This window comes from Thioalkalivibrio sp. ALJ16 (assembly GCF_000377345.1).
GTDB lineage: Bacteria > Pseudomonadota > Gammaproteobacteria > Ectothiorhodospirales > Ectothiorhodospiraceae > Thioalkalivibrio.
Genome location: NZ_KB898052.1, coordinates 1 through 26,437, shown reverse-complemented (window position 1 = coordinate 26,437; position 26,437 = coordinate 1). Strand labels below are relative to the sequence as shown.

The window sequence follows — 26,437 nt, the reverse complement described above, 5'->3', positions numbered from 1 at the left end:
CCGCCCGGATCAGGAAGATCCCGCGTATGTCGCTCCAGCCCGACACCCTCAATCACGACGCCATCTGCCAGCGGCTGCCGCACGCCGGCGCGATGTGCCTGCTGGACACGGTGGAGGCCTGGTCCGACAGCCGCATCCACTGTCGTGCCAGCAGCCACCGCGACCCGCACAACCCGCTGCGCAGCGAGGACGGGCTGCCGGCCCTGGCCGCCCTGGAATACGGCGCCCAGGGCATGGCGGTGCACGGGGCCCTGCTGGCCGCTTCCGGGCCTGCCCGCGCCGGCTACCTGGCGGCCGTGCGGGACCTGCAGGTACAGCCCGCCCCACTGGATGGGCTCGAACACCCCCTGGACATACACGCCGAACGCCTGCTGTCGGATGCCGGCAGTTCCATCTACCTGCTGGAGATCACCGCCGGCGGGCGGGCGGTGCTCAGTGCCCGTGCAACCGTGATCCTGCAACCCGCCGACGAGGAACCCGCCCCATGAACCCGCGCGCCCTGATAACCGGTGCCAGTGGCGCTATCGGCACCGCCATCGCCCACACCCTGGCCGCCGCCGGTCACGAGGTGATCCTGCACGCCCACCGCAACCGCGACACCGCCGAAGCCGTCGCCACGACGATCCGGGACGCGGGCGGCAGGGCCCGGGTCGTCGTATTCGACATCACCGATGGCAGTGCCTGCCGAGAGGCCCTGGAGCCGCTTGCCGCCGAGCAGCCCGTGCAGATTCTGGTACACAACGCGGGCGTACACGACGATGCCCCGCTGGCCGGCATGAACCCGGGGCAGTGGGCCCACCCGATCGAGGTCGGACTCAACGGCTTCTACAACGTAACCCAGCCCCTGCTGCTGCCGATGATCACCACCCGCTGGGGCCGCGTCATCGCCATCACATCGGTAGCCGGTCAGCTCGGCAACCGCGGCCAGTCCAATTACGCGGCGGCCAAGTCCGGACTGCACGGGGCCATCCGTTCGCTCGCCCAGGAAGTCGCCTCGCGCGGCATCACTGCCAATGCCGTGGCCCCGGGCATCATCGAGAGTCCGATGAGCGCCTCCAGTTTCGACACCGAGGCCATCCGCTCCATGGTGCCGATGCGGCGCGCCGGGCAGCCGGAGGAAGTCGCCAGCGTGGTGGGCTTCCTCGCCAGCGCCGCGTCGAGCTATGTCTCGGCGCAGGTCATCGGCGTCAACGGCGCCCTGGCCTGACCCTGCCATGTCCGAGATTGTTGCCCTGATCCCGGCCCATAACGAGGCCGCCACCATCGAGGCCGTCATCGCCGGGGCCCGGGTGGATCGGGTGATCGTGATCGACGACGGATCCGACGACGCCACCGCAAGCCTCGCCAAGCGGCAGGCCGAAGTCCTGCGCCAGGGCTGCAACCAGGGCAAGGCCGCCGCGCTGTGGGCCGGTATGCAGCACGCCCTGACCAGTGGCGCCAGCGCCGTGGTGACCCTGGACGCCGATGGCCAGCACGACACCACGGAGATCCCGGCCCTGCTAGCCGCCTGGCGCGAAACCCCGGATCGCCTGATCCTCGGTGCCCGACTCAAGGGGCGCGAACACACCCCGCCGCTGCGGCTGTTCGGCAACCGCATGGCGGATTTCTGGATCGCCTGGGCCTCGGGGCAGCCGCTGCAGGACTCCCAGTCCGGGTTCCGGCTGTATCCGGCAGCGCTGCTACGGCAGCTCGACCTGCCCCACCACCGGGGACGCAGCTTCGTGTTTGAAAGCGAGGTCCTGATTGCCGCCGAACGCCTGGGCTTTCCGGTCCGGGTGGTGCCGGTCCGCTGCATCTATCCGGAGAACCACCGCCCCAGTCACTACCGCCCCACCGCGGACACCCTGCGCATCATTGCCATGGTGGCCGGCCACCTGCTGCGCCGCGGCATGCGGCCGCTGGGACTCGTGCGTTCGCTGGGCGTGATCCCGCGCTAGCAGGAGTCCGCCAGAACCAGGCAGGCGATCCTGGAATTGGCGAACCCGCGGGGCTACACTCGCGGCGCATGCAAAAGGGAGAAAACACCATGAATACCAGGACGTTGCTGATCATCCTCTTCACCGCACTGATCGCGCTGGCCGGCTGCCGTGGCACGGTCCCGGTGCATGACATCAGCGATACCACGGTCCGGAATGTCGATGGCGATCAGCCCAGCGCGGAACAGATGGAACGCGCCATCCGCACCGCGGGCGTCGCGCTGGGCTGGCGCATGGAAGAGACCGAACCGGGTCTGATCGAGGGGCGCCTCAATCTGCGCGAGCACGTGGCGGTGGTGGAGATCCCGTACGCCGCAGGGCAGTACAGCATCCGCTACAAGGACAGCAGCAACCTGAATTACGCGGACGGGCAGATCCACCCCAACTACAACAACTGGGTCCAGAACCTGGACGACCAGATTCGGGCCCAGATCTCCGCTCTCTGAGCCTCGGAGCCAGCGCGGAAAAAGAGCCGCTACAGGAAGACGGGAAGACCGGAAGGGATGCAGGGGGCGTAATCCGGACGGATTCCCCAACGCCATGATCAACTTCCGGTCTTCCAGCCTTCCTTTCAGCGCTTTTCAGCTTTTCCCCTGGGCTTCGTGGCGGTAACGGTCGGTTCCGCCGCGGCGGTCAGTCAGTCAGTCGGGACGCGGGCGTTCGTCCGGCTTGCGGTTCTCGCCGCCCGTGGCCTTGTGCGCCGGTTCGTCGTCCTGGGCATCCGACTCGTTGGCACCCCCGGCCGCCTCGCCGGGGCCCGCGCCATAGTCACGGCGCGTCATGTGTGACAGCAGCTGGCCGGCCCGGTCCTCCAGACGCTCGCGCGTGGGCTTGTCAGCCAGTTCCTCCGCGCTCTGCGCCAGATGGTGGTAGAGGTCGCGGTAGGATCCCGCCATGGTCGCGAACAACGTGGCCGTGCGATCGAAGTGGTCATTGACCTGGCCCCGGTAGCGCGTCAGTTCCTGCATGCGCCGGTCCAGTTCCTCTTCCAGCTCGCGGATCAGCTTGCGTTCGTCACTGGTCACACGCCCCACCCAGAAGCCCACCAGCGCCGCCACCACGATGGCCAGAATCCCGAGGGCCATCCACAGCCCTGTTGCTGTCTGCTCTTCCACCACGACATCCTCTGCAAATGGAGCCGCCATTGTGCCGCAGGCCCACGCCGAACGCACTGTCAGGGCCGCACGCATGTCGCCAGACGCGTGTGGCGGCATCGCTTTTGCGAGCCGGGGCGCAGGATCGGGGCCCGGTAAACACCGCCCCATACGGCCGCGCCCGGTGCCCGCCGGATCCGGGTGGTCGACACAAGCGTGCCCGGAGCGCGCGCCCTGGCCATGCTACCCTCGCCACAGCCCGTCAGAATACCGTCCGGAACGCAACACAAAGAGCCCGTCACGCCATGATCGATCCGCAACACGCACAGCAGATCCGCCAGGCCCAGGCCGGCCTGATCCATCTCGTGGTTCAGGCCACGCAGAACCCGGAGACCCGCCGCGAACTGGAACCGGTCCTGAACCAGGCCCACGAGGCCGGCTGGGGTGAACTGATCAAGCGCATCCGCCGCGTCCTCGAGGGGGAACGCGATGCGTCCCTGCTGCACGGCCTGGATGACGAAGACACGGTGATCCTGACCGCGATCCTGTCCGGCCTGCAGGACCCATCCACCCTGCCCGATCCGGACCAGAGCGGAGACCCGACCCAGGCCGCGCCGGGGCTGGCCCAGATGATCCATGGCGCCGCCCGGGGCGATGCCCAGTCGCTGCACTGGCTGTCCCAGATGGCCGAGCAGATGAGTCGCGCCGGGGGTGACATGGCGCGGCTGGGCGGTATCACCAAGCGCCTGGTGGATGGCGAGCGCGATCCCGACGTACTGTGTCGTGGCATGGGATCGCAGGGGGAATCACTGGTGCTGTCGATCCTTGCGGAGCTGGGCAAGCTGGAGCATCACTGAGGCCATCATGCTGCCCACCGCCTCGCGATCACGCCGGTACCGCACAGGGTGGCCCGGGCCGCGTCTGATCCTGATCGCGATGGCCCTGTGGCTGTTGCAGGGCTGTGCCGCGGTCACGCTGCAGCCTCCTCCGGCACCGGACGACCCGGTCACCGTCGCCGTGCTGGATCACGGCCGCCATGCCAGCCTGGTCCTGCCGGCTGCAACCCCGAACACCTGGATGCGCTACTCCTACGGCGACTGGAATTACTACGTCGAACGCCGCACCAACCTCTCCGTGGGGCTGGCCGGCCTGATTACGCCCACCCGGGCCGGGCTCGGCCGCCAGATCCTGGGCGGCGCGGACCTGCCGGCCGCGATCCGCGACCAACTGCGGGTTCCCCTGGAGGCCTCGCATCTGCTGATCGTGTCCGGCGCCCGGGCAACCGCCCTGCGCGAGGAACTGGAGGCCATCTGGCTGGACGGGCATGACGATCGTCAGGTCACGGCCGAATGGGGCATGGCCTTCGTCGAGCACCCGGAGGCCTACACCCTGCGCAACAACTCCAACCGCATGGTCGCGCGCTGGCTGACCCGGCTGGATGTCGAGGTCTCGCGCGCCCCGATCCTGTCGAACTGGCAGGTCGAATCTCCCTGAGACCCGCGGACGCACCACCACTTCGAACCAACCCCGAAAGGCGTGCACAGGAAGACGGGAAGAATGGAAGCTTCCTGAAAAGCCGGGCCCACCAGCTCCGCGCGCGATGACAGGACAGGGCGATGGCTCCCCGGCCGCACAGACCCCGGGCCAGAGGGACTGCACCCCTTCCTACCTTCGCATCTTCCTGTGCATGCTTTTTGGATGGGTTGTCCCTGCCGGGCTTCGCGGTTCACGGGCGGCGACCGGTCAGAGGCCGTGGGCCCACTCGAGCACCGCGTCCTGCAGGTTTTGCCCCATGCCGCGGTGGGCCCGGGGGTCGTTCACCAGCACCACCACGGCCAGGTCTTCTCCGCCCCGGGTGCGCACATAGCCCGCCACCGCGGACACCTCGTTGAGGTGCCCGGTCTTCAGGTGCATCCGCCCGCGCAGTTCCCGCTGGCTGCCATTGCGGAAGCGATTGCGCAGCGTCCCGTCGAGCCCGGCCAGCGCCAGCGAGGACTGGAACTCCGGGCGCTGCGGATGCTCCCAGCCGGCGCGCAGGATCGCCCCCAGCTGCGCGGCGCTCATGCGGACGTCGCGACTCAGGCCGGCCCCGTTGTCGACCACCATGCCGTCGACCCCGACCCCAAGCCCGTGCAGCGTCTCCACCAGCGCCGCGCGCCCCTTTTCCATGGTCGCAGGCGGCGTGGAATGCCGGGCTCCCAGGGTCAGGAGCAGGTGGCGCGTCATCACGTTCGAGCTCCATTTGTTGGAGACCCGGATCAGGTCCGAAAGCGGCCGCGAGGTGTGGCGCAGGATCGGCTCGTCATACAGCACCGGAAGCACGCCGGGGCGGATGTCGCCGGTCAGCTCGCCGCCCCACTGCGCCCAGTGCAGGCGGAACATCTCGGCATGATTGGCCTCGGGCGTGACGACCGAACGCAGCAGCTCGTAATCGCCGCAATTGACCGGGTACTCGCCCGCCAGCGTCACGCGCTGTGCCTCGGGATCGGCATGAAAACGGATACCGCGCTGCCAGCCCCCGCAGCTGCCCCGCGTTGGCTGCAGGCGGTTGACCACATCCAGCCCCGGCAGGGGTGGGTCCACGGTCACGTCGATCCCGTTGCCGCGGCGCTCCGGACGCACGCGAAAGCGCTGGGCATTGGCATTCACATGCAGGGCGTAGGGCAGCTGATTGTAGGCCCGCAGTGGCTGATCGTTGAAATCGGACGGGCTGCCCGCGGTCAGCTCGAAATGCGAGGCATCGAGGATCACGTTGCCCTCGATCCGCCTGAGCCCGGTCTGGCGCAGCTGTCCCAGCATGCGCCAGTGTTCCTCGCTCACCATGCCGGGGTCCCCGGTGCCCCGGATCACCAGGTCTCCGCGCAGGACGCCGTCGCGCACAGGGCGCGTGACCCAGATCTCGGTCGTCCAGGTGTAGTCCGGCCCCAGCGCGTGCAGCGCCGCCAGCGAGGTCGCCAGCTTCATGGTGGACGCGGGGTTATACAACCGGTCGGTATTCAGGCGCGCAAGCACCTCGCCATCCGACATCCGCTGCACCCAGAGGCCGACGTTGTCCGGCGGCAGACGCTGACTCTCGATGGCCCGCTGCAGGGCATCGGGCAGATGCTCGAACTGCGCCTGAGCTTTCGCTGGCACCAGCGCCGCCAGCAGGAGCAGCCCCGCCGCCACGCCCGCAAACCCGAGCCGAGCGCACACCCGGGCGCGGGAGAAGATGCAACATCGAGACATACGACTGGCCATCCTGCACGAAACCAACATGAAGGCTTCTATAGTGTGCCGCGGCCCGCCCCGGAACAAGCCCCGGCCGCGGCCGGATTCACGCCCGGGGCCAGGGGAAGTCGAGCACGTCCTCGATATGCGCGCACCCCAGCAGCTGCATCAGCAGACGATCCACCCCGAGCGCCACGCCTGCGCAGTCGGGCAGTCCGGCGTCCAGGGCCGCCTCCAGGTGATGGTCCAGGGGTGGAAGGGGCTGCCCTCGCGCCCGTCGCATTGCGATGTCGCGCTCACGGCGCTGGCGAAACACGTCCACGTCGATCAGCTCATGGTAGCCGTTGGCCAGTTCCAGCCCGCCCCAGTACAGCTCGAACCGGGCGGCGTACCCGGGTCGCTGCGGACAGGGCCGCGCCAGCACCGCCTGGCTCTCCGGGTAATCCACCAGGATCGTCAGCCGGTCCGAAGGGAAATCGGGCGCCAGCACCAGGCTGATCAGGGCATCCAGCCAGCCGTCGCGGTCCAGTTCACCGCCGATGCTGAGACCCCGTGCCGCCGCGACCCGCTCCAATTCCGCGGCGTCCGCGGTGACCGGATCCAGCCCCAGGGCAGACCGGAACAGGTCGGCATACGCCACCTCCTCGCAGCCCCGGGGCGCGCGCCACTCGGGCACTTGCGCCGCCAGGTCCGCGATCAGGGCGACCACCTCGCGCGCCAGCGCGTGGTGGTCCAGATCGTGGCGATACCATTCCAGCAGGGTGAATTCAGGGTTGTGCCGGGGCCCGGATTCGCCGCCACGAAAGACCCGGGCGATCTGATAGATATCCGGCGCGCCCGCAGCGAGCAGACGCTTCATCGGGTATTCGGGCGAGGTCTGGAGGTAGCCACATGCGCCGTCGGGCGCCTGAGCCACCCAGCTTTCCAGCATCGGGTCCTGGGGTGCCCCCTGGCTCAGGATCGGGGTCTCGACCTCGAGCACCCCGCGCGCCGCGAAGAACGCGCGCAGGCCAGCCAGCAGGCGGGCCCGCGCGCTGCGGGCCACGCCCGGCGCCGCCGGGCGCCAGTCACTCATGGCGGCCGACGCCGATCAGACGCGCGAGACGTACTCGCCGGAGCGGGTATCGACCTTGACCGTCTCGCCTTCCTCCACAAACAGCGGGACCTTCACCACCGCGCCGGTCTCCAGGGTGGCCGGCTTGGTACCGCCCTGCGCGGTATCGCCCCGCAAGCCCGGATCACACTGGGTGATTTTCAGCTCGGTGAAGGACGGCGGCACCACCGACAACGGCTCGCCGTTCCACAGCGTCACGGTGCAGACATCCTGCTCCTTCAGCCACTGCCCGGAATCCCCCAGTGCGGCTTCAGTCACGGCGTACTGCTCGAAGGTATCCGGCACCATGAAGTGCCAGAACTCGCCGTCGGTGTAGAGGTACTGCATCTCGGTATCCATCACGTCGGCGGCCTCCACCGACTCGCCGGACTTGAAGGTCTTCTCCAGCACCCGACCGGTACGCAGGTTGCGCAGCTTGACCCGGTTGAAGGCCTGGCCCTTGCCCGGCTTCACGAACTCGTTTTCCACGATGGACTGCGGGTCCCCGTCCAGCAGGAGCTTGAGCCCGGCCTTGAATTCGTTGGTACTGTAGGTTGCCATTGCGTGCTGTTCCTCGATGATTCGTGGCGCGGGCATACGGCCCCGTCCGGAAACGATCCATGCCCACAAAGCCCGTCATGATAACGCGCGAACCGCGCGGAACCCAGCCACCCGCGCCGCGCCCGACGCCGGCCTGGCAGCAGGCGCTGGCCAGTGCCATCCGCGACCCGGAGATCCTCCTGCGACGCCTGGGCCTGGCGCCGGACGCCGTACCCGGGATGCAGGAAGCAGACCGGCTGTTCCGCACCCGCGTCCCGGAGAGCTACCTGGCGCGCATGCAGCCGGGCGATCCGCGTGACCCGCTGCTGCTGCAGGCCCTGCCCCGCGGCGAGGAGACGCACGAACAGCCCGGGTTCGTCAGCGACCCGGTCGGCGACCACGACGCCCTGGCCGCGCCGGGGCTGGTGCACAAGTATCACGGCCGCGTCCTGCTGCTGACCACGGGGGCTTGCGCCATTCACTGCCGCTACTGTTTTCGCCGCGAGTTCGACTACGCCGACCACAGCCCCGCGCGCGATGACTGGGATGCCGCGCTCGCCTATATCGCCGGGCACCAGGAGATCCGCGAGGTCATCCTCAGCGGGGGGGACCCGCTGGCACTGGGCGACCACCGCCTGGCCCGGCTCGCCGAACGCCTGGCGGATATCCCGCACCTGCAGCGCCTGCGCATCCACACCCGGCTCCCGGTCATCCTGCCGGAGCGGGTCGACGCGGCCCTGCTGGGCTGGCTCGGGCAGGGCCGACTGCAGCACATCATGGTCCTGCACGCGAACCACCCGCGCGAATTTGCGGCACCGGCCGACCAGGCCCTGCGCCGGCTGGCCGCCGCCGGGGTCACCCTGCTCAACCAGGCCGTGCTGCTGGCCGGCATCAACGACGACGCCGATACGCTGGCCGAACTGCAGGAGACCGGGTTCCACCTGGGTGTACTGCCCTACTACCTGCACCAGCTCGACCGCACCCGGGGTACCGCGCACTTCGAGGTATCCGCCCATCGTGCCCGGGCCCTCTATCGCGAACTGCATGCGCGCCTGCCCGGCTACCTGGTGCCGCGGCTGGCCCGCGAAATCCCCGGCGAACCCGGGAAAACCCTGCTGGCGCCGTTTCCCGCTCGTGAATGAGGCGCGCGAGCACCCGCACCAAATACACGGTTTGCTGCTAAAGTAATGGCGTGATCCCGAATTCCCCGGGGGGCGCGCCGCAAGCCGCGCCGCCCGGATTCCGAACCTGTACGCAACCGGCCCTGCGACCACTGGACACCTCATGCTGCAAAGCCTGCCCGATCTGCCTGTCCAACCGGCCGGTCCCGGCAGTTTTCCGCATCAGACCCCGCAGGCCCTGCGAGCATGGTGCGCGGAGCTTCCCGGCAGCGAGCCCGAACTCGCCATCCGCCAGCTTGGCGAAGCCCTGGGCGACCTCAACACGGTCGCCCTGCGGCCCGGGCGGCGCGCCGAATTCCTCGACATCCTGGAGCAGCACCTGCTGCCCCTGCTCCCGACCGTTGAACGTCTGCTGCGCCAGCGACCGCTGCCCCTGGGGGCCCGCAGCCGCGAACGCGCGGAGCTCTTCGGCAGCGTACTGCGCCAGCTCGCCCAGGCCGAGCTGCTGGTCGTTCGCGAACGGCTGGACACCGAAGACCCGCGCCACGGCAACCGCCTGACGCGCCCCCTGCAGGCGGCCGTGGCCCTGCTCGGGGCCCTGAGCCTGCACTACTGGCGTCTGTACCGCAGCGTGCCCGCGGGCCACTGGCAACAGACGTTCGACCTGCTGCGCCTGGCCCGCAACCAGGGCATCTCCGGCCAGCCCGCCACCAGCGAGCAGCGCTTCGGCCCGCTCCAGGTCGACAGCATCGAACGCATGGCGGCGCGGCTGATCGTGCTGGGCAGTACCGATACCAACGCGCTCAAGATGGGGGAGATCGATCTGCTGGTGCGCTGGATCAATGATCTGGCGGTGGAGTGCCGCGCGGCCCCCGACTCCAGCGCCCACCCGGACCTCCCGGTCCTGCGCTGCGATCTGGATCGCGACCATGCGCCGGGACTGGTCCTGCGCGGCAGCCCGGATGGCGACTCCGCCTGCTTTGTCGAGCTCGGTCCGGTGCTGGAGGCCCTGCGCGAGCATCCCGAGCGCCTGGAGCCCGGCTCCCGGCGCGAGCCCAGCCAGCTGGCCGAGCACCTGCTGCGCCTGTGGTCGCATCTGCCGACCCGCCGCCACAGCCGCGAAACCGCGCGCGACCAGCAGCGCATCTGTGTGCTAGGGCTGGAGCGCATCCACGATTTTCTGCAGTCCGAACTGGAGGCCGCCCGTCGGGCGCACGAGGCAGCCGCGGAGGACGGCCCGGAAGGCCCCGGGCCACGCCCCCTGCAGAAGCGCGACCGCGGCGTCAGCGTCTTCGAGATGTCCAGTGCCGCGCGCCGCGGGTCCGATCTGGCCCTGGTCGACGGCCCGCGCACCGCCGGGCGCAGCCAGGATCTCCAGCCGCTGGCCGACGACACCCCGGACAGCGGCGCCATGGCCTGGGAAGACATCAGTCACGGGCTGGAAATCGCCTCGCATGAGGAACCCCGCGGCCCTATTACCAAGCGCCACCCGCCGGAACACTGGAAGGTGGACGACATCGGTGCCGGCGGCGTGCGCCTGCGCCTGGACAACCCGCAGCAGCCATTGCTGATCGGCGACCTGGTCGGCCTGCGCGCGGTGGATGGCCATCGCTGGACGGTCGGTGTGCTGCGCTGGATCCGCTACGAGGATCCACCGGATGCGGCAGGGGATGGCGCCACCAGTATCGGCGTGGAGTTTCTAGCCAACCGCTGCCTGCCCATGCAGATCCAGGATTTCCGCAACGGGCTCGCCGCCGGGACCCCGCAACCGGGCCTGTTCGCGCCGCAACGCACCGATACCGAGGGCGCAGCGCTGTTCCTGCCGGCACAGGTATTCGATCACGAAAAACGGGTGGTCTGCTGGCTGAACGGCCGCGCCCGGGTGCTCGAACTGGACAGCGAGCGCACAGGCACTACGCTGTTCACCGAGGTCGGGTGCCGGATGACCGCGCGCGAGGTGTCGCAACCGTCCGCCGACACCGCCGAACCCGACGATGGCCCGTCACTCACGACCCGCAACCCCGAAGATTGGTCTCCATGAACGAAACCATCCGCACCCTCTTCGTCACCAACAACCCCAACCGCGCCGAAGAGGTCATCAGCAGCATCCGGACCCACGGCAGCGCGATCCGTCCGGAACAGGTCGCCACCAGCGACGCGCTGGCCGCGGCCCTGGAGGAACGCCGCTTTGACGTGATCGTGCTGATCGAACCGGACTTCGGGCTCAGCCGCGAACACGTCGACGAGGCCCTGCACGCCTCGGGCCGGCGCACCCCGCTGGTCATCCTGACCGAGCGCCCGGAGGGCGAACGCCTGGAGGATTACGTCGCCGGCGCCCACGCCGTGGTCGACCACGAGCTGCACGAGTTGGCCGGCATCCTCACCGTGCGCGCGGCCGAACAGTTCCAGCTGCGCCAGCGCATGGGGCGCATGGACGCCTCGCTGCAGGAGTCCGAACGCCGCTGCCAGCTGCTGCTGGACAACTCGCGCGACGCGATCGCCTACGTCCACGAGGGGATGCACATCTACGCCAATGCCTCCTGGCGCGAACGCTTCGGGATTGCCGATCCCGAGGATGTCGAGGGTCTGCCGCTGATGGACCTGATCGCGCCGGAAAGCCGCGACGAACTGAAGGCGCTGCTGCGCCGCTTCCAGAACGGCGAAGAGGGTGAGCAGGCCCATCAGGCGTTCCAGCTGCAGTCATTCGACGGCAGCCCGTTCGAGGCCAACCTGCGTCTGTCCACCGCCAGCGTCGAGGGCGAGGCCTGCACCCAGGTCCTGCTGGATTCCACCCAGGAAGATCCGGAGCTCGCGGAAAAGATCGATTACCTGTCGCAGCGCGACCTGGTCACCGGGCTGTACAACCGCCAGCACTTCACCGGGATGATCGAGACCGTGCAGGGCCAGGCCGCGCAGACGGAGAAGCCCTTCGCGCTGATCACCCTGGCGGTGGACCGCTTCACCGACATCCGAGCCACCGTCGGCATGTCCGCCAGCGACCTGCTGCTCGCCGACATCGGCAAGTTGATCGAGGATCACTTCCCCGAACCGGCCATCGCCGCCCGGCTGGAGGCCGAGCATTTCGGCATCCTGGTCCCGGATACCCGCCGCAACGAGGTCGAGTCGCGCATCCACGGCCTGATGGAAGCGGTAACCGGCCGCGTCTTCGAGCTCAGCAATGCCTCCACCAACTGCACCCTGTCGATCGGCGTTGTGATCGCCGACGAAACCGCGGTCGACACCGAAGAGCTGGTGTCGCAGGCGGACCGTGCGCTGCAGGAGGCGGTGGAGGCCGGTGGTGGCGCCCATCGCTTCTTCCGCCCGGCCGAGGGCGAAATGACCCAGGGCCAGCTCGACCAGCAATGGAAGCTGCGCATCCAGGATGCCCTTGACCATGACCGCCTGCAGCTGCTGTACCAGCCGATCGTGAACCTGCACGGCAACGACCGTCCGCGCTATTCCGTCTTCGTGCGCCTGCAGGACAGCGAGGGCCACATCCACGAGCCGGAGGCCTTCCTGCCCAGCGCCGAGCGCACGGACATGGCCCAGCCCATCGACCGCTGGATCCTCAAGGCCGCGCTGGGTGTACTCGCAGAACAGCTGAAGCAGGACCCCGGCACCCAGTTCTTCCTCAAGCTGACCACCGGCTCCCTCGGCGATCCGTCCGTGGTGACCTGGCTGCACGACGACCTGCACGCACTGCGCATCCCGGCCGACAACGTGGTGGTGGAGCTGAAGGAACCCACCGTGGTGACCCACCTGAAGCCCGCCATTCACGTTGGCCGCGGGCTGCAGGAGATGCACGGCCACCTGTGCATCGACGACTTCGGCAATGGCCTGAACCCGTTTCAGCTGCTGCAGCACCTGGAGGCCGACCACATCAAGCTGGACCCCTCCTATGTGAAGAACCTGGCGGAGAGCGAGGAGAACCAGCAGCTGATCCGCGAACACATCGAGACCGCGCATGCCAAGGGCAAGCAGGTGATCGTCCCGTATGTGGAAGACGCCAGCGTGCTCGCCGTGCTCTACAGCCTGAACGCGAACCTGGTCCAGGGGTACTTCCTGCAGGCACCGATGCCCGCCCCCACCTTCGACTTCACCTCGACCTGAGCCCCGCGCGCCCGCGCTCCACTTTTCACCACAGAGCGCACGGAGAACACAGAGAAAAGCGGTCTACAGGAAGACGGGAAGATCGGAAGAGGGATGATGTGGGCGGTTGCGTGGGCACTATCGGTGCCGTGCCACGTGGCGGTCAACGGTCCATCCCTTCACCCAAAAAACCTCCCTGTCTTCCAAACTTCCTGTAAATCGCCCTTGCCCTTGCCCGTTTTTTCTCCGTGGCCTCTGTGCACTCTGTGGTGCAACAAACACGAGCGGCCACAGGCACGACGATGGCGGGGCTACCTGGACCAGAACTTCAGGTCCTCGAAAAAGCCCTTCACCCCGTCCAGCCAGGACTGCGCCTGCGGGCTGTGCTTGGTCCCGCCGGCCTGAGTGGATTCTTCGAACTGGCGCAGGAGCTGTTTCTGCTCCTTGGTCAGATTGATCGGCGTCTCCACCACCACGCGGCAAATCAGGTCGCCGACCGCACCGCCGTGGACCGACTTCACGCCCTTGCCCGCCACGCGGAACTGCTTGCCGGTCTGCGTCTCCGCGGGAACCTTCAGCTTGACCCGACCATCCAGCGACGGGACCTCCAGATCCCCACCCAGCGCGGCGGTTGCAAAGGACACCGGCACCTCGCAGTGCAGGTCCGAGCCCTCGCGCCGGAACAGCTTGTGCGGCTTCACCCGCACCTGCACGTAGAGATCGCCGGGCGGGCCACCGTTCATGCCCGCCTCGCCCTGGCCGGCCAGGCGGATACGGTCGCCATTGTCCACTCCGGCCGGGATCTTCACATCCAGGGTGTTCTGCTCCTGCACCCGGCCCTTGCCGTGGCAGGACTTGCAGGGGCTGGAGACGATCTTGCCGGCGCCCTCGCAGCGCGGGCAGGTCTGCTGCACCGAGAAGAAACCCTGCTGGATGCGCACCTGCCCCACACCGTTGCAGGTCGGGCAGGTCTCCGGCGAGGTCCCCGGTTCGGCGCCGGAGCCGTCGCAGGCCTCGCAGGAGACGGTGGTCGGGATGCGGATCTTGACCTCGGTGCCGAACACGGCCTCCTCGAGCGTCAGGTCCAGGTTGTACTGCAGGTCGGAGCCGCGGTAGGCCCGCTGCCCGCGGCCGCCTCCGCCACCCCCGAAGATATCGCCAAAGATATCCTCGAAGATGTCGCTGAAGTTGGAGCCCCCGGCCCCACCACCGAAGCCCCCGGCTCCGCCGTCCACACCCGCGTGGCCGTAGCGGTCGTAGGCCGCCCGCTTCTGGTCGTCGCTGAGGACATCATAGGCGGCGCGCGCCTCCTTGAACTTGGCCTCGGCCTCGTCGTCCCCCGGGTTGCGGTCGGGGTGATACTTCATCGCGAGGCGGCGAAAGGCCTTCTTGATGTCGGCGGCCGAGGCGTCCTTGGAGACGCCCAGCACCTCGTAGTAGTCGCGTTGTGACATGGTCATTCCCGGCTAGCCCGAATGTTCGCGTGAACGCGGAGTACCTTCACGCAAACGCCCGGAGTCACGAGTACCCCGGGCGCGGCGTTAATTCAAAAGGGAAACGCAGATCTCCCTGGCGGTGGGGCGCCAGGCCCCACCGGGTGTGGCGTCAGCCCTGCTTCTTCTGGTCGTCGTCGACTTCCTCGAACTCGGCGTCCACGACATCATCCACCGGCTGCTCGCCACCGGCCTGCTCGGCCCCGGCCTCGCCCGCGGCATCCGCGCCCTGGGCATAGGCCTTCTCGGCCAGCTTGCCGGAGGCCTCGGCCAGCTTCTGGGTGGACTGTTCGATGGCCTCGACGTCATCCCCCTCCATGGCCTTCTTCACCTCGGCGACGGCCGCCTCGATCGCGGTGCGCTCGTCGTCGGAGACCTGATCGCTCAGATCCTTCAGCGACTTCTCGGCCGAGTGCACCAGGGCGTCGGCCTGGTTGCGCGCGCCGACCAACTGCTGGAACTTCTTGTCTTCCTCGGCGTGGGCCTCGGCATCCTTGACCATCTGTTCGACTTCCTCGTCGGACAGGCCGGAGGAGGCCTTGATCACGATCTTGTTCTCCTTGCCGGTCGCCTTGTCCTTGGCCGAGACGTTCAGGATGCCGTTGGAGTCGATGTCGAAGGTGACCTCGATCTGCGGCACACCGCGCGGCGCGGCCGGGATGTCCTGCAGGTCAAAACGGCCCAGCGACTTGTTGGCGCTGGCCATCTCGCGCTCGCCCTGCAGCACGTGCACGGTCACCGCGGTCTGGTTGTCGTCGGCGGTGGAGAACACCTGGTTGGCCCGGGTCGGGATGGTGGTGTTCTTCTCGATCAGCTTGGTCATCACGCCGCCCATGGTCTCGATACCGAGCGACAGCGGGGTCACGTCCAGCAGCAGCACGTCCTTGACGTCACCACCCAGCACACCGCCCTGCACCGCGGCGCCGACCGCGACGGCCTCATCCGGGTTCACGTCCTTGCGCGGCTCCTTGCCGAAGAACGCCTGCACCGCTTCCTGCACCTTGGGCATACGGGTCTGGCCACCCACCAGGATCACGTCGTCCACCTCTGAGGCGGACAGGCCGGCATCCTTCAGCGCGACCTTGCAGGGCTCGATGGAGCGCTTGACCAGGTCGTCGACCAGACTCTCCAGCTTGGCGCGGGTAATCTTCAGCGCCAGGTGCTTCGGCCCGGTGTTGTCGGCCGTGATGTACGGCAGGTTGACCTCGGTCTGCTGGCTGGAGGACAGCTCGATCTTGGCCTTCTCGGCGGCCTCCTTCACGCGCTGCATCGCCAGCGGATCGCCCTTGATGTCGATGCCCTGGTCCTTCTTGAACTCCTCGACCAGGTAGTCGATCAGGCGGTTGTCGAAGTCCTCGCCACCCAGGAAGGTATCGCCGTTGGTCGCCAGCACCTCGAACTGGTGCTCACCGTCGACCTCGGCGATCTCGATGATCGAGACGTCAAAGGTACCGCCACCCAGGTCATACACGGCGATCTTGCGATCCCCGCGCTGCTTGTCCATGCCGTAGGCCAGCGCGGCCGCGGTCGGTTCGTTGATAATACGCTTGACCTCGAGCCCGGCGATCTTGCCGGCGTCCTTGGTCGCCTGGCGCTGGGAGTCGTTGAAGTAGGCCGGGACGGTGATCACCGCCTCGGTCACGGTCTCGCCCAGGTAGTCCTCGGCGGTCTTCTTCATCTTCTGCAACACCCGCGCGGAGATCTCCGGCGGGGCCATCTTCTTGCCCTGCACCTCAATCCACGCATCGCCGTTGTCGGCCTTTACGATGCTGTAGGAGACCAGCTTGATGTCCTTCTGGACCTCGCCCTCGTCGAACTTGCGGCCAATCAGTCGCTTGGCCGCGAACACGGTGTTCTGCGGATTGGTAACCGCCTGGCGCTTCGCGGACTGACCGACCAGCACCTCGCCGTCGTCACTGAACGCGACGATGGACGGGGTGGTGCGAGTGCCTTCCGCGTTCTCGATGACCTTGGCCTGGTCGCCTTCCATCACGGCGACGCAGGAGTTGGTGGTCCCGAGGTCGATACCGATGATCTTGCCCATGATTGAAATCTCCTGATACGAAAAAGTGGCGCTGCAGAGCGTCGTGACTCTGCCAACTTGTACGGGAATCTGGGGGCCCGGTCCGGGTTTTCAAGGGACGGCATCCAGACGCCCCCCGACCCGACCGGGCGGGCCGGTCAGGCGCTCTCGTCGATGTTCGGCGAGGTCGGTGCCTTGGAGACCACCACCATGGCCGGGCGCAGTACGCGATCCTGCAGCATGTAGCCCTTCTGCATGGTCGCCACCACGGTGTTCGGCGGGTTCTCCGGGTCTTCCTGCATGGACATCGCCTGATGGCGCTCCGGGTCGAAGCGCTGGCCGGTCGGGTCCTCGGCCTGGATGCCGAACTTGTCGAAGACCTTGGTCAGGTTCTTCAGGGTCAGCTCGGCCCCCTCGATGATGCGCTCGACATCCTGGGTCTCGCGGGCCGCCTTCAGCCCCATCTCCAGCGAGTCGCCCACCTCCAGCATCTCGGAGGCGAACTTCTCCATCGCGTACTTGTGCGCGTTCTCCAGCTCGCGCTCGAAGCGCCGGCGCTGATTTTCCAGTTCGGCCTGCGCGCGCAGGGCCTGGTCGCGACGCTCCTCGGCCAGGGCCTCGAGCTCCTGCAGCCGTGCCTCGGTATCGCCCTCGCCGGGGTGGTCGCCATGGGCCTCGGGGGCCGCCTCGTTCCCGGTCTCGAGCTCTTCCGGTTGTTCCTGGGGTTCCCGCTGTTCCGACATGCTGGCCTCGCGAATCAATGAAAAGTGGAACCGCCCGCCGGGTCGCCAGCCGGCAGGCGGGGTATTCGGGTTGACTACGGGGACTGTGGGGGCACCCGTCCGGGTTTCAAGGGTGGCCCGCTACTTCGGGTCGCCCGGCGGCTGCTCGCCCAGCGCCGAGCCGAGCAGGCGCGCGGTCACGTCCACAATCGGGATCACCCGGTCGTAGGACATGCGCGTGGGTCCGATGACCCCCAACACGCCGACCACCTCGCCATCCACACTGTACGGCGCAGTCACCACCGAGCAGTTCTCGAACCAGTCCAGTCCGGACTCGCGGCCGATGAAGATCTGCACGCGGTCGCTACGAATGCACTGGTCGAGAATCCCGAGAATCTCCTGCTTCTCGTTGAAGGCCTCCAGCAGCTGGCGCAGGCGCTCCATGTCCGCCAGCTCCTCGTAGCCGAGCAGATGGGTCTGGCCGGCCACGACCACGTCGTCCGGGTCCTCGTCGCCGACCGCCTTCTCGCCCAGATCGATCGCCGCCAGCATCATCGCGTCGAGGTCGTCGCGCACGTCGCGCATCTCGCGCAGCAGCTCGGCCCGCACGGCGTGCAGGCTCTTGCCCGCCAGGTGGGCGTTCAGATAGTTAGCCATGCGCTGCAGCTCGTCCTGGCCAAAGTCGCGCTCCAGCTCCAGCACGCGGTTCTGCACTTCCTTGCCGTCGATGACCAGGATCGCGAGGATGCGGCCCTCGCCCAGGCGCAGAAACTCGATCTGGCTCAGCGCGACGTTGCGATGCCGCGGCAGGCGCACCATCCCGGCCATGCGCGTAACCCGCGACAACAGATTGCTGGTGGTGTCCATCAGATCCTGGGTACTGGCGTTCGGGTCGAAGCCGGACTGGATCGCGCGCACCTCATCCGGAGAGGGATTGCGCACCTCCAACAGGCTGTCCACAAACAGCCGGTATCCGGCCGGCGTCGGGATGCGACCGGCCGAGGTATGCGGCGAATGGATCAGACCCATGTCCTCGAGATCCGCCATCACGTTGCGTACAGTGGCCGCACTGACACTGAGTCCCGAGGTGCGCGCAAGGGTGCGCGAACCCACCGGCTGGCCGTCCCGGATGTAGCTCTCGATCAGGGTCCGCAACAGGGTACGGGCCCTGGCGTCCAGATTGATCGTTGCGTGATCCATGGGTCGTCAGCGCTCCACTCGGTCGAGTGCCAGGAAACTACAGTCTTCGGTTACACCCGATACAGGTCAAGAAACCCCGGGTGCAGTCGCAGTCCCTTTTCCGGATAATGCCGGCATGATGCCAGACTTCAACAAGGTCGGACTGGTCGGCAAGACCAGCGATTCGCGCACCGCCCCGCTGGTCGCGACGCTGGTCGGTCTGCTCCAGGAGCGCGGCCGCCAGGTCTTCATGGAACAGGAGATCGACGGCTTCGAGCGGCCGGAGAGCGTCGGCCTCCTGCCGCTGGACGAACTCGCCCGCACAGTCGACCTGCTGATCGTGATCGGTGGCGACGGCACCCTGCTGGCCACCGCCCGCCAGGTTGCCGATGCCGATACCCCGCTGCTCGGGATCAACCTGGGTCGCCTGGGATTCCTCGTGGATGTCTCCCCGGACACCGCCCCGGAGGAACTGGGCGAGGTCCTGGACGGGGCCTTCGAGCGCGAGCCGCGGGCGATGCTGGAGGCCGAGCTGATCCGCGACGGGGTCACCATCCACCACGGGATCGCGCTGAACGACGTCGTGGTCCATGTGCTGAGCGTGGTACGCATCATCGAGTTCGACACCGCGATCGACGGCATGGACATCGGCCGTTTGCGCGCCGATGGGCTGGTGGTGGCCACACCCACCGGCTCCACCGCCTACGCCCTGTCCGCCGGCGGGCCGATCCTGACGCCGCAGCTGGACGCGATGGTCATGGTCCCGGTCTGCCCGCACAGCCTGAACCACCGCCCGCTGGTGGTCAGCGGCCGCTCCACGGTGGAGATCCGCCTGTCCAGTGGCAGCCGTTCCCCGGCCCAGGTCGCGCTGGACGGTCAGGAGAACGTGGACTTCGCCCCGGGCGACCTGCTGCGCATCCACCGTCGCGAACAGGCCCTGACCCTGATCCATCCCCGCGAACATCACTTCCTGCGCGTGCTGCGGACCAAGCTGCGCTGGGGCGAGCAGCCCTGACCCCGCCATGCTGCGACTGATCAGCATCCGCGACTTCGCCATCATCGACCAGCTGGAACTGGAGCTGGACACGGGCCTGAGCGCCCTGACCGGCGAGACCGGGGCCGGCAAGTCCATCCTGATCGACGTGATCGGCCAGCTGCTGGGCGACCGTGCGGATGCGGGCATGGTGCGCGAGGGGGCCGAGCAGGCCGATCTGTCCGCGGAGTTCGCCCTGCCCGGGCAGGGCTCGGCCAGCACGTGGCTGGCCGAGCAAGATCTGGCGGACCCCGATGACGACGCGGTGCTCCTGCGGCGGGTCCTGACCCGCCAGGGCAAAAGCCGCGCCTGGATCAACGGCCGCCCGGTCGCGGTCGGCCAGCTGCGCACGCTGGGCGAGTGGCTGGTGGACATCCACGGCCAGCACGCCCATCAGCAGCTATTGCAGCGCGACACCCAGCGCCTCTGGCTGGACGGCTTCCTCGAAGGCGACCAGGTCTCCCGCGTGCGCGAGGCCCACAAGGCCTGGCGCGAGGCCGCCCGCGCGCTGGAGCAGGCCCGCGAGAGCCAGGCCGACACCTCCGACCGCCTCGACCTGCTGCGTTTCCAGACCACCGAGCTGGCCGAACTGGCCCCGGTACAGGACGAATACCCGCAACTGCTGGTCGAGCAGAACCAGCTCGCCCACGGCACCGAAGTGCTGAGCGCGCTGCAGACCGCCAGCCGGCAGATCGAGGACGACGCCGGTGTCGATGCCCAGATCGGCCATGTGCTGCACGCGCTGCAGGACGCCGCGCAGCACGACGAACGGGTCAACCCGGCTGTGGAGCTGCTGGAATCGGCGCGCATCCAGATCGACGAGGCCGGCGACACCCTGCGCCGGCTGGCCGACGGCATCGAACTGGACCCGGAACGCCTGGCCGAACTGGACCAGCGCGTCGGCGAGTACCTGCGCCTGGCGCGCAAGCACCGGGTCGATCCCGAGGCCCTCCCGGGCCTGCACGACGAACTGCAGACCGAGCGGGACGCCCTGGAAAACGGCGACCAGACCCTCGAGGCCCTGGAGGCTCGCGAACAGGAGACCCGTACCGCCTTCGACAAGGCTGCCAAGGCGCTCAGCAAGGCCCGCCAGCAGACCGCCAGGCGCATCGGTCAGGCAGTTACCGACACCATGCAGGAGCTGGGCATGGCCGGCGGCCACTTCGAGATCGCGATCGAGCCCGCCGACAAGCCGCAGGCGCACGGTGTGGATCAGATCGAGTTCCGCGTCGCCGCGAACCCCGGCGCCGCCCCGCAGCCGATGGCCAAGGTCGCCTCCGGCGGCGAGCTCTCGCGGATCGGGCTCGCGCTACAGGTGCTGGCCAGCCAGCAGCAGACCGTGCCCACGCTGATCTTCGACGAGGTCGACAGCGGCATCAGCGGCGCGGTCGCCGAGGTCGTCGGGCGCAAGCTGCGCACCCTGGGCGAGCGCCATCAGGTCCTGTGCGTGACGCACCTGGCGCAGGTCGCCGCCCAGGCCCACCAGCAGCTGGAGGTGCAGAAGTCGCACGGCAAGGACGGCACCCGCACTGCCATCCAGCCGCTGGACGACGAACGCCGCGTGGAGGCCCTGGCCCGCCTGATCGGCGGCACCCAGCTCACCGAGACCACCCGCACCCACGCCCGCGAGCTCCTCGCCTCTGCTGGCTAGTCCTGCACGAAGACCACAAGGCCCTGCGGTTCAGGGCTGTGCCGGCCAGGCGCCATCCGCCAGATGGCGTGCGCCGGGCGGCAGACGCGGCATCCAGTAGATCCAGAGGGCCGCCGGGCCCTCCTCGGTCCAGGCAGGCACCAGGGCCCGGCGGTACTCCCCGCGGCCGTCCGGGCGCACACCCTCCAGGGCATCGACGCGCGGCAGCGTCCGCGCCGGGTCGGGCAGGCGAATCCACTCGCCGTGCACCCGCCCCTGTGCCGCCTCCGGGGCGGGCGGCGCGAGCCCCCGAAAACGGCGCTGACGCCCCGCGTCGCGGGCCGGGTCCTGCCCGGCCCTCAGGAGAATACTGCGGTCGGGGATCTGCACGGCGGGATAGCCCACGGGCAGGTCATAAAGCGACCCCGCGATGGTGGCCGTTCGAACCCGTAGGGCCCGCGCACAGAATGCGCGGTGGTTGGCGCAGCCTCGTTTCAGCGTCCCGTATACGAACAGGTCGATGTAGCCCGACATCGCTACTCCTGCGGGAGCTTTACCACCGGGCGCCACAGGCGTGCGGACTCCGGCACCTGGCCGGGCCAGTCGACCACGTAGTCGATCAGGGGAAGGTCCGGGGCATCACACTCGCGGATGACCCGGCCGGCCACCGAGACGCGGGCGCGCTTGACCGTCTCCGGATCGCCCGTCAGAAGGGGGTGCCAGGTAGGTAGCGGCTGGCCCTCGAAGCGCAGCCGGTAGGCGCAGGTCGGCGGCAGCCAGTGGTAGTTGGGCAGGTCTTCCAGGGTGAGCTGGATGCAGTCGGGCACGAAGTTGCGGCGGTTCGCGTAGTCCGAGCAGAAACCGGTCTCGCAGTCGAGCAGGTCGCAGGCCAGCCAGGTAAAGGCCAGCTCGCCCGAGTCCTCGTCTTCCAGCTTGTGCAGGCAGCAGCGCCCGCAGCCGTCGCACAGGGCCTCCCACTCCTCGTGGCTCAGCGTCTCGAGCGGGCGCTCCCAGAACGGGACCGGCTGCGGCGCATCGGGTTCAGTCATGCGCTCCCGGCTCCGGGTCCCCATGGTCCTCGCCCAGCCGGCGCCGGCCCTCGTCGCGCAGACGCTCCACAGTCTGTCCCCAGCGCTCCTGGGTCACGTAGTGCATCAGCACGCGCCCGCGGCGCGGCACCAGGATCGCCAGTCCCGCCTCGGGATAGAGCCAGTAGCCGTGATCGGAATCGATGCGCATGCGCTCGCGCGGCTCGCCAAAGCGCTCGACAATCAGATCTTCGTTCCAGCGGGCCCGCGGGACGTAGCTCAGCTCCACGATCGGCACGTTGCCGAGCGAGACCAGGGCGTCGTCACTGAGGCCATAGCGGCGCGCCCCGCTGGGCATCGGGCGTTCGGAAGTGACCTGGGCCTCGATCCGGTCCAGCGCGGCCGTGTCCAGATCCGGGCGCAGGATCAGGTTCGCCTCGAATGGCGGGATCCGGGCGTTCACGTAATACGCCTCGACCGAACGCGAACCGTCAGCATCCACAAACAGACGGATATCCGGCACCGGCAGCCGGTACATCAGGTCGGCCATCGTAGTCTCGCCCAGCACGATCCCGAGCACGCGCGTGCGCTGGCGATCACCCACCTCGATCTGCCAGGGCAGGTCGGTGAACTGCTGACTGCGCATGCCACCCGGGTTGGAATACACCCACATAGCCAGAGCCAGGATCGCCACCATCGCGCCCATACCCACAATCCAGCGTACCTGCATGCCCTGCGCCCTCGTGCGTCTTCGGAAAACCGCGTCTCCCGGGGCCGGCCCCGCGGCGCCGGCATTCCGTATAATGCCGGCCTCCCGCTGGCCACCGGATGACAGCCCACCATGTTCTCACGTTTATCCGCCTGGATCACCGCCCGTTCCGTGCCCGGCGCCGCCCGCGGACGCATGGTCGTACTCGGCCCTCACGCCACGCTTGCGGCCGCCGGCGACTGGCTGCAGGAACTCGCCGCGACGACGGGCGCGATTACCATTGGCGTAACGGATGTCCAGCAGGACAGCGCGGCCCCCGTGCCGGGGCTTGAGGTTCCGGCGCTTGCCCTGCCTCCGGCCCTGGCTGAGGAGCGCCTGCCGCGCCTGCAACCGCGCGCGGTGCTGGTCATCGGGGCCGCCAGCGATCTGGGTTCTGCCCTTGCGCGACTGGAGGCGCCTCGCATCTGGGTAAACGCTGCGGGCGAGGCACCGGCCGGCGTGGACTGGGCGCTGATACTTGCGGCGCGTGCAGATGCCGCCCCGGCTTCGGCCGAGGTGATCGGGGACCCGATCGCCGGGGCGGTCACACTGCCGGAGATGCCGGCGTGCGATCCCGCCTTCTGTGAACGTTTTCGCGAGTACCACGAAAAAGGCTGGCCCATCCTGCTGGCCCCGAACACGGGTCCCGGCGAGGAGGCCTTCGCCTTTGCCGTCCTGTTTGCCGTCCTGCAGAAGACCGCCGCGATCCTGATGCTCGCCCCAGCGGACCCGGCCCGGCACGAGCCGGTCTATCGCGACGCGATCAAGTACTCGCTGCCCATCATCCGTCATAACCGTTTCATGACATCGTTCGTGCCGCGCAAGAACCGGGTGTACTACATCGAGGACGCCGAGACCTTGCAGGCGGCCTACAACTGCGCCGACATCACCCTCCCCGGGGGCACCCTGGCCGCCAGCGAGACACCACCGGACCTGGGGCTTCCTCTGGTGCATGGCAGTGCCGTCATTTGCGGCCCGGCGGCACACGAGCAGCACCCGGATGCCGCCACCCGCCTGCGCATGGCCGCCGAACACACCGGACTGGTCGCCCGCGGCGAGGACCCGGAACAGGTCGCCAGGGAAGTCCTGGCCCGACTGTCAGAAGGGGTTGACCGCGAGGCGCGGCGCCAGGCGCTTGCGGCGTGGCAGGCCCGCCAGGCCGGCGCCCGGGCATCCATCCAGACCCGCCTGCAGGCCGTGCTCGGCGCAACCGGGGAAGGCCGGACGGGGACTTCTCGGTAGACTGCAACTAATTGATCTATAATCAGGTCTACAGGCAGTGAACGCTGAACGAAACGGGTTCCACACATGATTGATGGAAGCGCCGCCCTGAAGGGCATCCAGAACGGCATGACCAGCATGCGCCAGCAGGCGCATACGGTGGCGACCGAACAGGCCGGATCCCGTGACAGCACCAGCGCGCAGGTGGGCATGATTGCAAGCCAGAACCAGATCGAGGCCGCAGTGAAGTCCCTGCAGGCCGAAGACCGCATGATCGGCTCACTGCTGGATATACGCGCCTGACCGCACACCACAGGAGGCTCGTCGAGACACGCGATGGAAGTCCCGGTCACCAATCCCTCAGCCGCGGTACCGCTCGGCACACGCCCGACTGGCAGCGACCGGCTGGGCCTCGGGCAGCTTGCCACCCCGGCGGATTTCGACCGCCCGCTGAATGACCCCGAGGCCGGCGCGCCCCGGCGCGCCATCGAGGACCGCCCGGAACAGGATCAGAACCGGCGCGGGGAGGGCGAACAGCAGGAGTCAGGGCTCGGGTTTCCCCCGCGTTCGGAACAGGAAATGGCTTCCCGGGCCCGGGTCGCGGCCCAGATCGAGGCGTTTCGCAACGGCGACGACACCCGCGAGACCGCAGCGCCGGACGGCGGGGCATTGTCGGGCGTTGGCGTCGAGGCCCTGCGTCGCCGCGTGGAGCTCGCGGTCAGCCTGGCAGGCCCGAGCGAAGAGCCGCGGCGCGAACTGAACGTGGTGATCTGAGCCCGGCGCCTGCGTTGCCACGGGCCTGCGCTACTGCAGGCGGCCCGCCCCCGCCGCAGCATGACTCCCCAGCCATTCCCGGGCACGTTCGCCCGCGTGCAGCCGCTGCTCCGGACTCAACTCGCGGGCCACCCGCTCGCGATAGCGCGCCGCACTGGCCACCCCCATTTCGGCCGCGATGGCGTACCACTTGAACGCCGAGACATCGGAGCGCTCCACACCCTCGCCCATGGCGAACAGCCGCCCGAGATTCGCGGCCCCGCGGCCTTCACCCGCCTCGGCCGCCAGCAGATACCACTGCGCCGCCTGCTCCGCATCCTGCGGCAGACCACGCCCCTCGTCGAACTTGAGCCCCAGGTTGAACATCGCCTGGGCGTTGCCCCGCTCGGCCGCGAAATGAAACCAGCGCGCGGCCTCGTTGGCATCCTGAACCACGCCGTCCCCCTGCTCGTGCAGCACGGCCAGGTTGAACGCCGCATCCGGAAAGCCGGCATTCGCCGCCTGCAGGTACCAGTGCGCGGCCCCGGCGGCATCGCGCGACAGGTGCTGCCCTTCGTCCAGCAGCACGCCGAGGTTGTAGGCGCACTGGGCATCCCCCATACGCGCGCCCTGCTGCCAGTAACGGATAGCCGCCCCGGTGTCGCCGGCCGCCCACGCCTGCTGCGCCTGCCCGATCAGCTTGTCGGTGTCGGAAGATTCGCTCATGTCGGTCCAGTAGTGGGATCACTCAATCGCCTGTCCACACCGCGACTCTACCGACGGCGATCACGGCCGTCGATCAACCCCTGCCGAAAGCGTGATGCTCCACCAGCCACCCGGCCCGGGGTGGACAACAAGCCCCGGGAAACGGGCGCCCTTGAAAGCGTGCATGAATCACAAAGTGTACCCGCGGGTGTGAACACGCCCCGGGATAATCCTGTCCCCTGCCCCGAACGCGCAATTCATTTTTCTTTCGCAAACCTGAATAAGGAGCGCATGCAATGAAACGATCCACCGCCATCATGGCCACCCTCGCGATCGCCCCGTTTGCCCTGCTGGTCGGCTGCGCCGACGACGGGATGGACATGGACGAATTCGAGCAGCAGCAGATGGAACAGCAGGAGATGCAGCAGGACGGTGGCATGCAGGCACCGCCGGCCGAAGGCGAGATGCAAGAACCGCCGGAGGGCGACCCGATGCCCGAGCCGGAGGGCAGCATGGAGCCGCAGGAAGGCCAGGAGGGTGGCGGCGCCGAATTCTGACCTGGCCGTACCCAGGAACGATCGTCTCGCGGGCAGGCATGAGGCCGCCCGCAACAAAAAGGCCCGGGCGGGTTCCCCCGTCCGGGCCTTTCTGTGCACAGGGACGGCCTAGGGAGACGCTGATTGAATCGCACGTCCGCGCTCGAGTCGCTTTTGCGTGCGAACAAGGCGCGGTGACTGCCGTGCAGTCATTCTGCACAAGGGAACCGCAACGCCGTTCCC

At 68.4% G+C, this 26,437-nt stretch carries 27 protein-coding genes; 15 read left to right on the top strand and 12 right to left on the bottom strand.

The window, feature by feature from the left end; genetic code table 11:
* Positions 1-26: 26 nt before the first annotated feature.
* The 4 genes from D000_RS0111520 to D000_RS0111505 all read left to right on the top strand — a co-directional run bounded on the left by D000_RS0111520 (position 27) and on the right by D000_RS0111505 (position 2,422).
* Positions 27-488, top strand: a complete 462-nt coding sequence (locus tag D000_RS0111520) for a hypothetical protein (protein ID WP_018873679.1) — start codon at positions 27-29, stop codon at positions 486-488.
* A complete protein-coding gene (gene fabG / locus D000_RS0111515) occupies positions 485-1,207 on the top strand; it encodes a 3-oxoacyl-ACP reductase FabG (RefSeq protein WP_018873678.1) in 723 nt (240 codons plus the stop codon). Before D000_RS0111520 ends, fabG begins: the two co-directional genes overlap by 4 nt.
* Before the next feature lie 7 nt (positions 1,208-1,214).
* Positions 1,215-1,937, top strand: a complete 723-nt coding sequence (locus D000_RS0111510) for a glycosyltransferase family 2 protein (protein WP_018873677.1) — start codon at positions 1,215-1,217, stop codon at positions 1,935-1,937.
* Between the two features lie 89 nt (positions 1,938-2,026).
* Positions 2,027-2,422, top strand: coding sequence for a hypothetical protein (locus D000_RS0111505; protein WP_026279958.1), 396 nt, complete (start codon positions 2,027-2,029; stop codon positions 2,420-2,422).
* 195 nt (positions 2,423-2,617) lie between these two features.
* Here D000_RS0111505 and D000_RS0111500 read toward each other — a convergent pair whose 3' ends face one another.
* Entirely contained in the window at positions 2,618-3,091 is a 474-nt protein-coding gene (locus D000_RS0111500) for a YhcB family protein (RefSeq protein WP_026279957.1), read from the bottom strand.
* 284 nt (positions 3,092-3,375) lie between these two features.
* Between D000_RS0111500 and D000_RS0111495 the strand changes: the two genes are divergently transcribed.
* Positions 3,376-3,927: a hypothetical protein gene (locus tag D000_RS0111495; RefSeq protein ID WP_018873674.1), complete on the top strand. Its 552-nt coding sequence runs from the start codon at positions 3,376-3,378 to the stop codon at positions 3,925-3,927.
* A gap of 7 nt (positions 3,928-3,934) precedes the next feature.
* Positions 3,935-4,564 carry a hypothetical protein gene (locus tag D000_RS0111490; RefSeq protein ID WP_018873673.1) on the top strand — a complete coding sequence of 210 codons (630 nt, stop codon included), beginning with the start codon at positions 3,935-3,937 and terminating at the stop codon, positions 4,562-4,564.
* 249 nt (positions 4,565-4,813) lie between these two features.
* Here D000_RS0111490 and dacB read toward each other — a convergent pair whose 3' ends face one another.
* From dacB to efp, 3 genes are all read right to left on the bottom strand, one after another.
* Positions 4,814-6,226 carry a D-alanyl-D-alanine carboxypeptidase/D-alanyl-D-alanine-endopeptidase gene (dacB, locus tag D000_RS0111485; RefSeq protein WP_026279955.1) on the bottom strand — a complete coding sequence of 471 codons (1,413 nt, stop codon included), beginning with the start codon at positions 6,224-6,226 and terminating at the stop codon, positions 4,814-4,816.
* Positions 6,227-6,386: 160 nt separating this feature from the next.
* Positions 6,387-7,355, bottom strand: a complete 969-nt coding sequence (gene epmA, locus D000_RS0111480) for an EF-P lysine aminoacylase EpmA (protein WP_018873671.1) — start codon at positions 7,353-7,355, stop codon at positions 6,387-6,389.
* A 15-nt stretch (positions 7,356-7,370) separates the two neighbouring features.
* The gene (gene efp / locus D000_RS0111475) at positions 7,371-7,934 is read right to left on the bottom strand and encodes an elongation factor P (RefSeq protein ID WP_018873670.1); all 564 of its coding nucleotides are present in this window, start codon (positions 7,932-7,934) and stop codon (positions 7,371-7,373) included.
* Positions 7,935-8,011: 77 nt separating this feature from the next.
* On the opposite strand from efp, the gene epmB reads away from it, so the two are divergent.
* The 3 genes from epmB to D000_RS0111460 all read left to right on the top strand — a co-directional run bounded on the left by epmB (position 8,012) and on the right by D000_RS0111460 (position 13,144).
* Positions 8,012-9,055 carry an EF-P beta-lysylation protein EpmB gene (epmB, locus tag D000_RS0111470; protein WP_018873669.1) on the top strand — a complete coding sequence of 348 codons (1,044 nt, stop codon included), beginning with the start codon at positions 8,012-8,014 and terminating at the stop codon, positions 9,053-9,055.
* Between the two features lie 142 nt (positions 9,056-9,197).
* Positions 9,198-11,075, top strand: coding sequence for a hypothetical protein (locus D000_RS0111465; protein WP_018873668.1), 1,878 nt, complete (start codon positions 9,198-9,200; stop codon positions 11,073-11,075).
* Entirely contained in the window at positions 11,072-13,144 is a 2,073-nt protein-coding gene (locus D000_RS0111460) for an EAL domain-containing protein (RefSeq protein ID WP_018873667.1), read from the top strand. Before D000_RS0111465 ends, D000_RS0111460 begins: the two co-directional genes overlap by 4 nt.
* A gap of 290 nt (positions 13,145-13,434) precedes the next feature.
* On the opposite strand, the gene dnaJ is transcribed toward D000_RS0111460, so the two are convergent.
* From dnaJ to hrcA, 4 genes are all read right to left on the bottom strand, one after another.
* Positions 13,435-14,583 carry a molecular chaperone DnaJ gene (gene dnaJ / locus D000_RS0111455; protein ID WP_026279954.1) on the bottom strand — a complete coding sequence of 383 codons (1,149 nt, stop codon included), beginning with the start codon at positions 14,581-14,583 and terminating at the stop codon, positions 13,435-13,437.
* 145 nt (positions 14,584-14,728) lie between these two features.
* Positions 14,729-16,660: a molecular chaperone DnaK gene (dnaK, locus tag D000_RS0111450; protein ID WP_018873665.1), complete on the bottom strand. Its 1,932-nt coding sequence runs from the start codon at positions 16,658-16,660 to the stop codon at positions 14,729-14,731.
* Between the two features lie 137 nt (positions 16,661-16,797).
* Positions 16,798-17,382: a nucleotide exchange factor GrpE gene (gene grpE, locus D000_RS0111445; protein ID WP_018873664.1), complete on the bottom strand. Its 585-nt coding sequence runs from the start codon at positions 17,380-17,382 to the stop codon at positions 16,798-16,800.
* A gap of 120 nt (positions 17,383-17,502) precedes the next feature.
* Entirely contained in the window at positions 17,503-18,561 is a 1,059-nt protein-coding gene (gene hrcA / locus D000_RS0111440) for a heat-inducible transcriptional repressor HrcA (protein WP_018873663.1), read from the bottom strand.
* A 115-nt stretch (positions 18,562-18,676) separates the two neighbouring features.
* On the opposite strand from hrcA, the gene D000_RS0111435 reads away from it, so the two are divergent.
* Both D000_RS0111435 and recN read left to right on the top strand, forming a co-directional pair.
* A complete protein-coding gene (locus tag D000_RS0111435) occupies positions 18,677-19,555 on the top strand; it encodes an NAD(+) kinase (RefSeq protein WP_018873662.1) in 879 nt (292 codons plus the stop codon).
* A gap of 7 nt (positions 19,556-19,562) precedes the next feature.
* Positions 19,563-21,224 carry a DNA repair protein RecN gene (recN, locus tag D000_RS0111430; RefSeq protein WP_018873661.1) on the top strand — a complete coding sequence of 554 codons (1,662 nt, stop codon included), beginning with the start codon at positions 19,563-19,565 and terminating at the stop codon, positions 21,222-21,224.
* 30 nt (positions 21,225-21,254) lie between these two features.
* Here the strand turns inward: recN and D000_RS0111425 are convergent, their stop codons facing one another.
* Genes D000_RS0111425 through D000_RS0111415 form a run of 3 tightly spaced genes read right to left on the bottom strand, consistent with a single transcriptional unit; the run spans position 21,255 to position 22,961 of the window.
* The gene (locus D000_RS0111425) at positions 21,255-21,737 is read right to left on the bottom strand and encodes a gamma-glutamylcyclotransferase (protein ID WP_018873660.1); all 483 of its coding nucleotides are present in this window, start codon (positions 21,735-21,737) and stop codon (positions 21,255-21,257) included.
* A gap of 2 nt (positions 21,738-21,739) precedes the next feature.
* Positions 21,740-22,252: a YcgN family cysteine cluster protein gene (locus D000_RS0111420; RefSeq protein WP_018873659.1), complete on the bottom strand. Its 513-nt coding sequence runs from the start codon at positions 22,250-22,252 to the stop codon at positions 21,740-21,742.
* Complete coding sequence (locus D000_RS0111415) at positions 22,245-22,961, bottom strand: hypothetical protein (RefSeq protein WP_018873658.1); 717 nt, start codon at positions 22,959-22,961, stop codon at positions 22,245-22,247. Before D000_RS0111415 ends, D000_RS0111420 begins: the two co-directional genes overlap by 8 nt.
* A 111-nt stretch (positions 22,962-23,072) precedes the next feature.
* Between D000_RS0111415 and D000_RS0111410 the strand changes: the two genes are divergently transcribed.
* The 3 genes from D000_RS0111410 to D000_RS0111400 all read left to right on the top strand — a co-directional run bounded on the left by D000_RS0111410 (position 23,073) and on the right by D000_RS0111400 (position 24,974).
* Entirely contained in the window at positions 23,073-24,221 is a 1,149-nt protein-coding gene (locus D000_RS0111410) for a hypothetical protein (RefSeq protein WP_018873657.1), read from the top strand.
* A gap of 66 nt (positions 24,222-24,287) precedes the next feature.
* A complete protein-coding gene (locus D000_RS0111405) occupies positions 24,288-24,503 on the top strand; it encodes a hypothetical protein (protein ID WP_018873656.1) in 216 nt (71 codons plus the stop codon).
* Positions 24,504-24,536: 33 nt separating this feature from the next.
* On the top strand, positions 24,537-24,974 hold the full coding sequence (locus D000_RS0111400) for a hypothetical protein (protein ID WP_018873655.1): 438 nt from the start codon (positions 24,537-24,539) through the stop codon (positions 24,972-24,974).
* A gap of 30 nt (positions 24,975-25,004) precedes the next feature.
* Here the strand turns inward: D000_RS0111400 and D000_RS0111395 are convergent, their stop codons facing one another.
* A complete protein-coding gene (locus D000_RS0111395) occupies positions 25,005-25,679 on the bottom strand; it encodes a tetratricopeptide repeat protein (RefSeq protein ID WP_018873654.1) in 675 nt (224 codons plus the stop codon).
* 275 nt (positions 25,680-25,954) lie between these two features.
* Between D000_RS0111395 and D000_RS0111390 the strand changes: the two genes are divergently transcribed.
* Positions 25,955-26,215, top strand: a complete 261-nt coding sequence (locus D000_RS0111390) for a hypothetical protein (protein WP_018873653.1) — start codon at positions 25,955-25,957, stop codon at positions 26,213-26,215.
* Positions 26,216-26,437 lie beyond the last annotated feature (222 nt).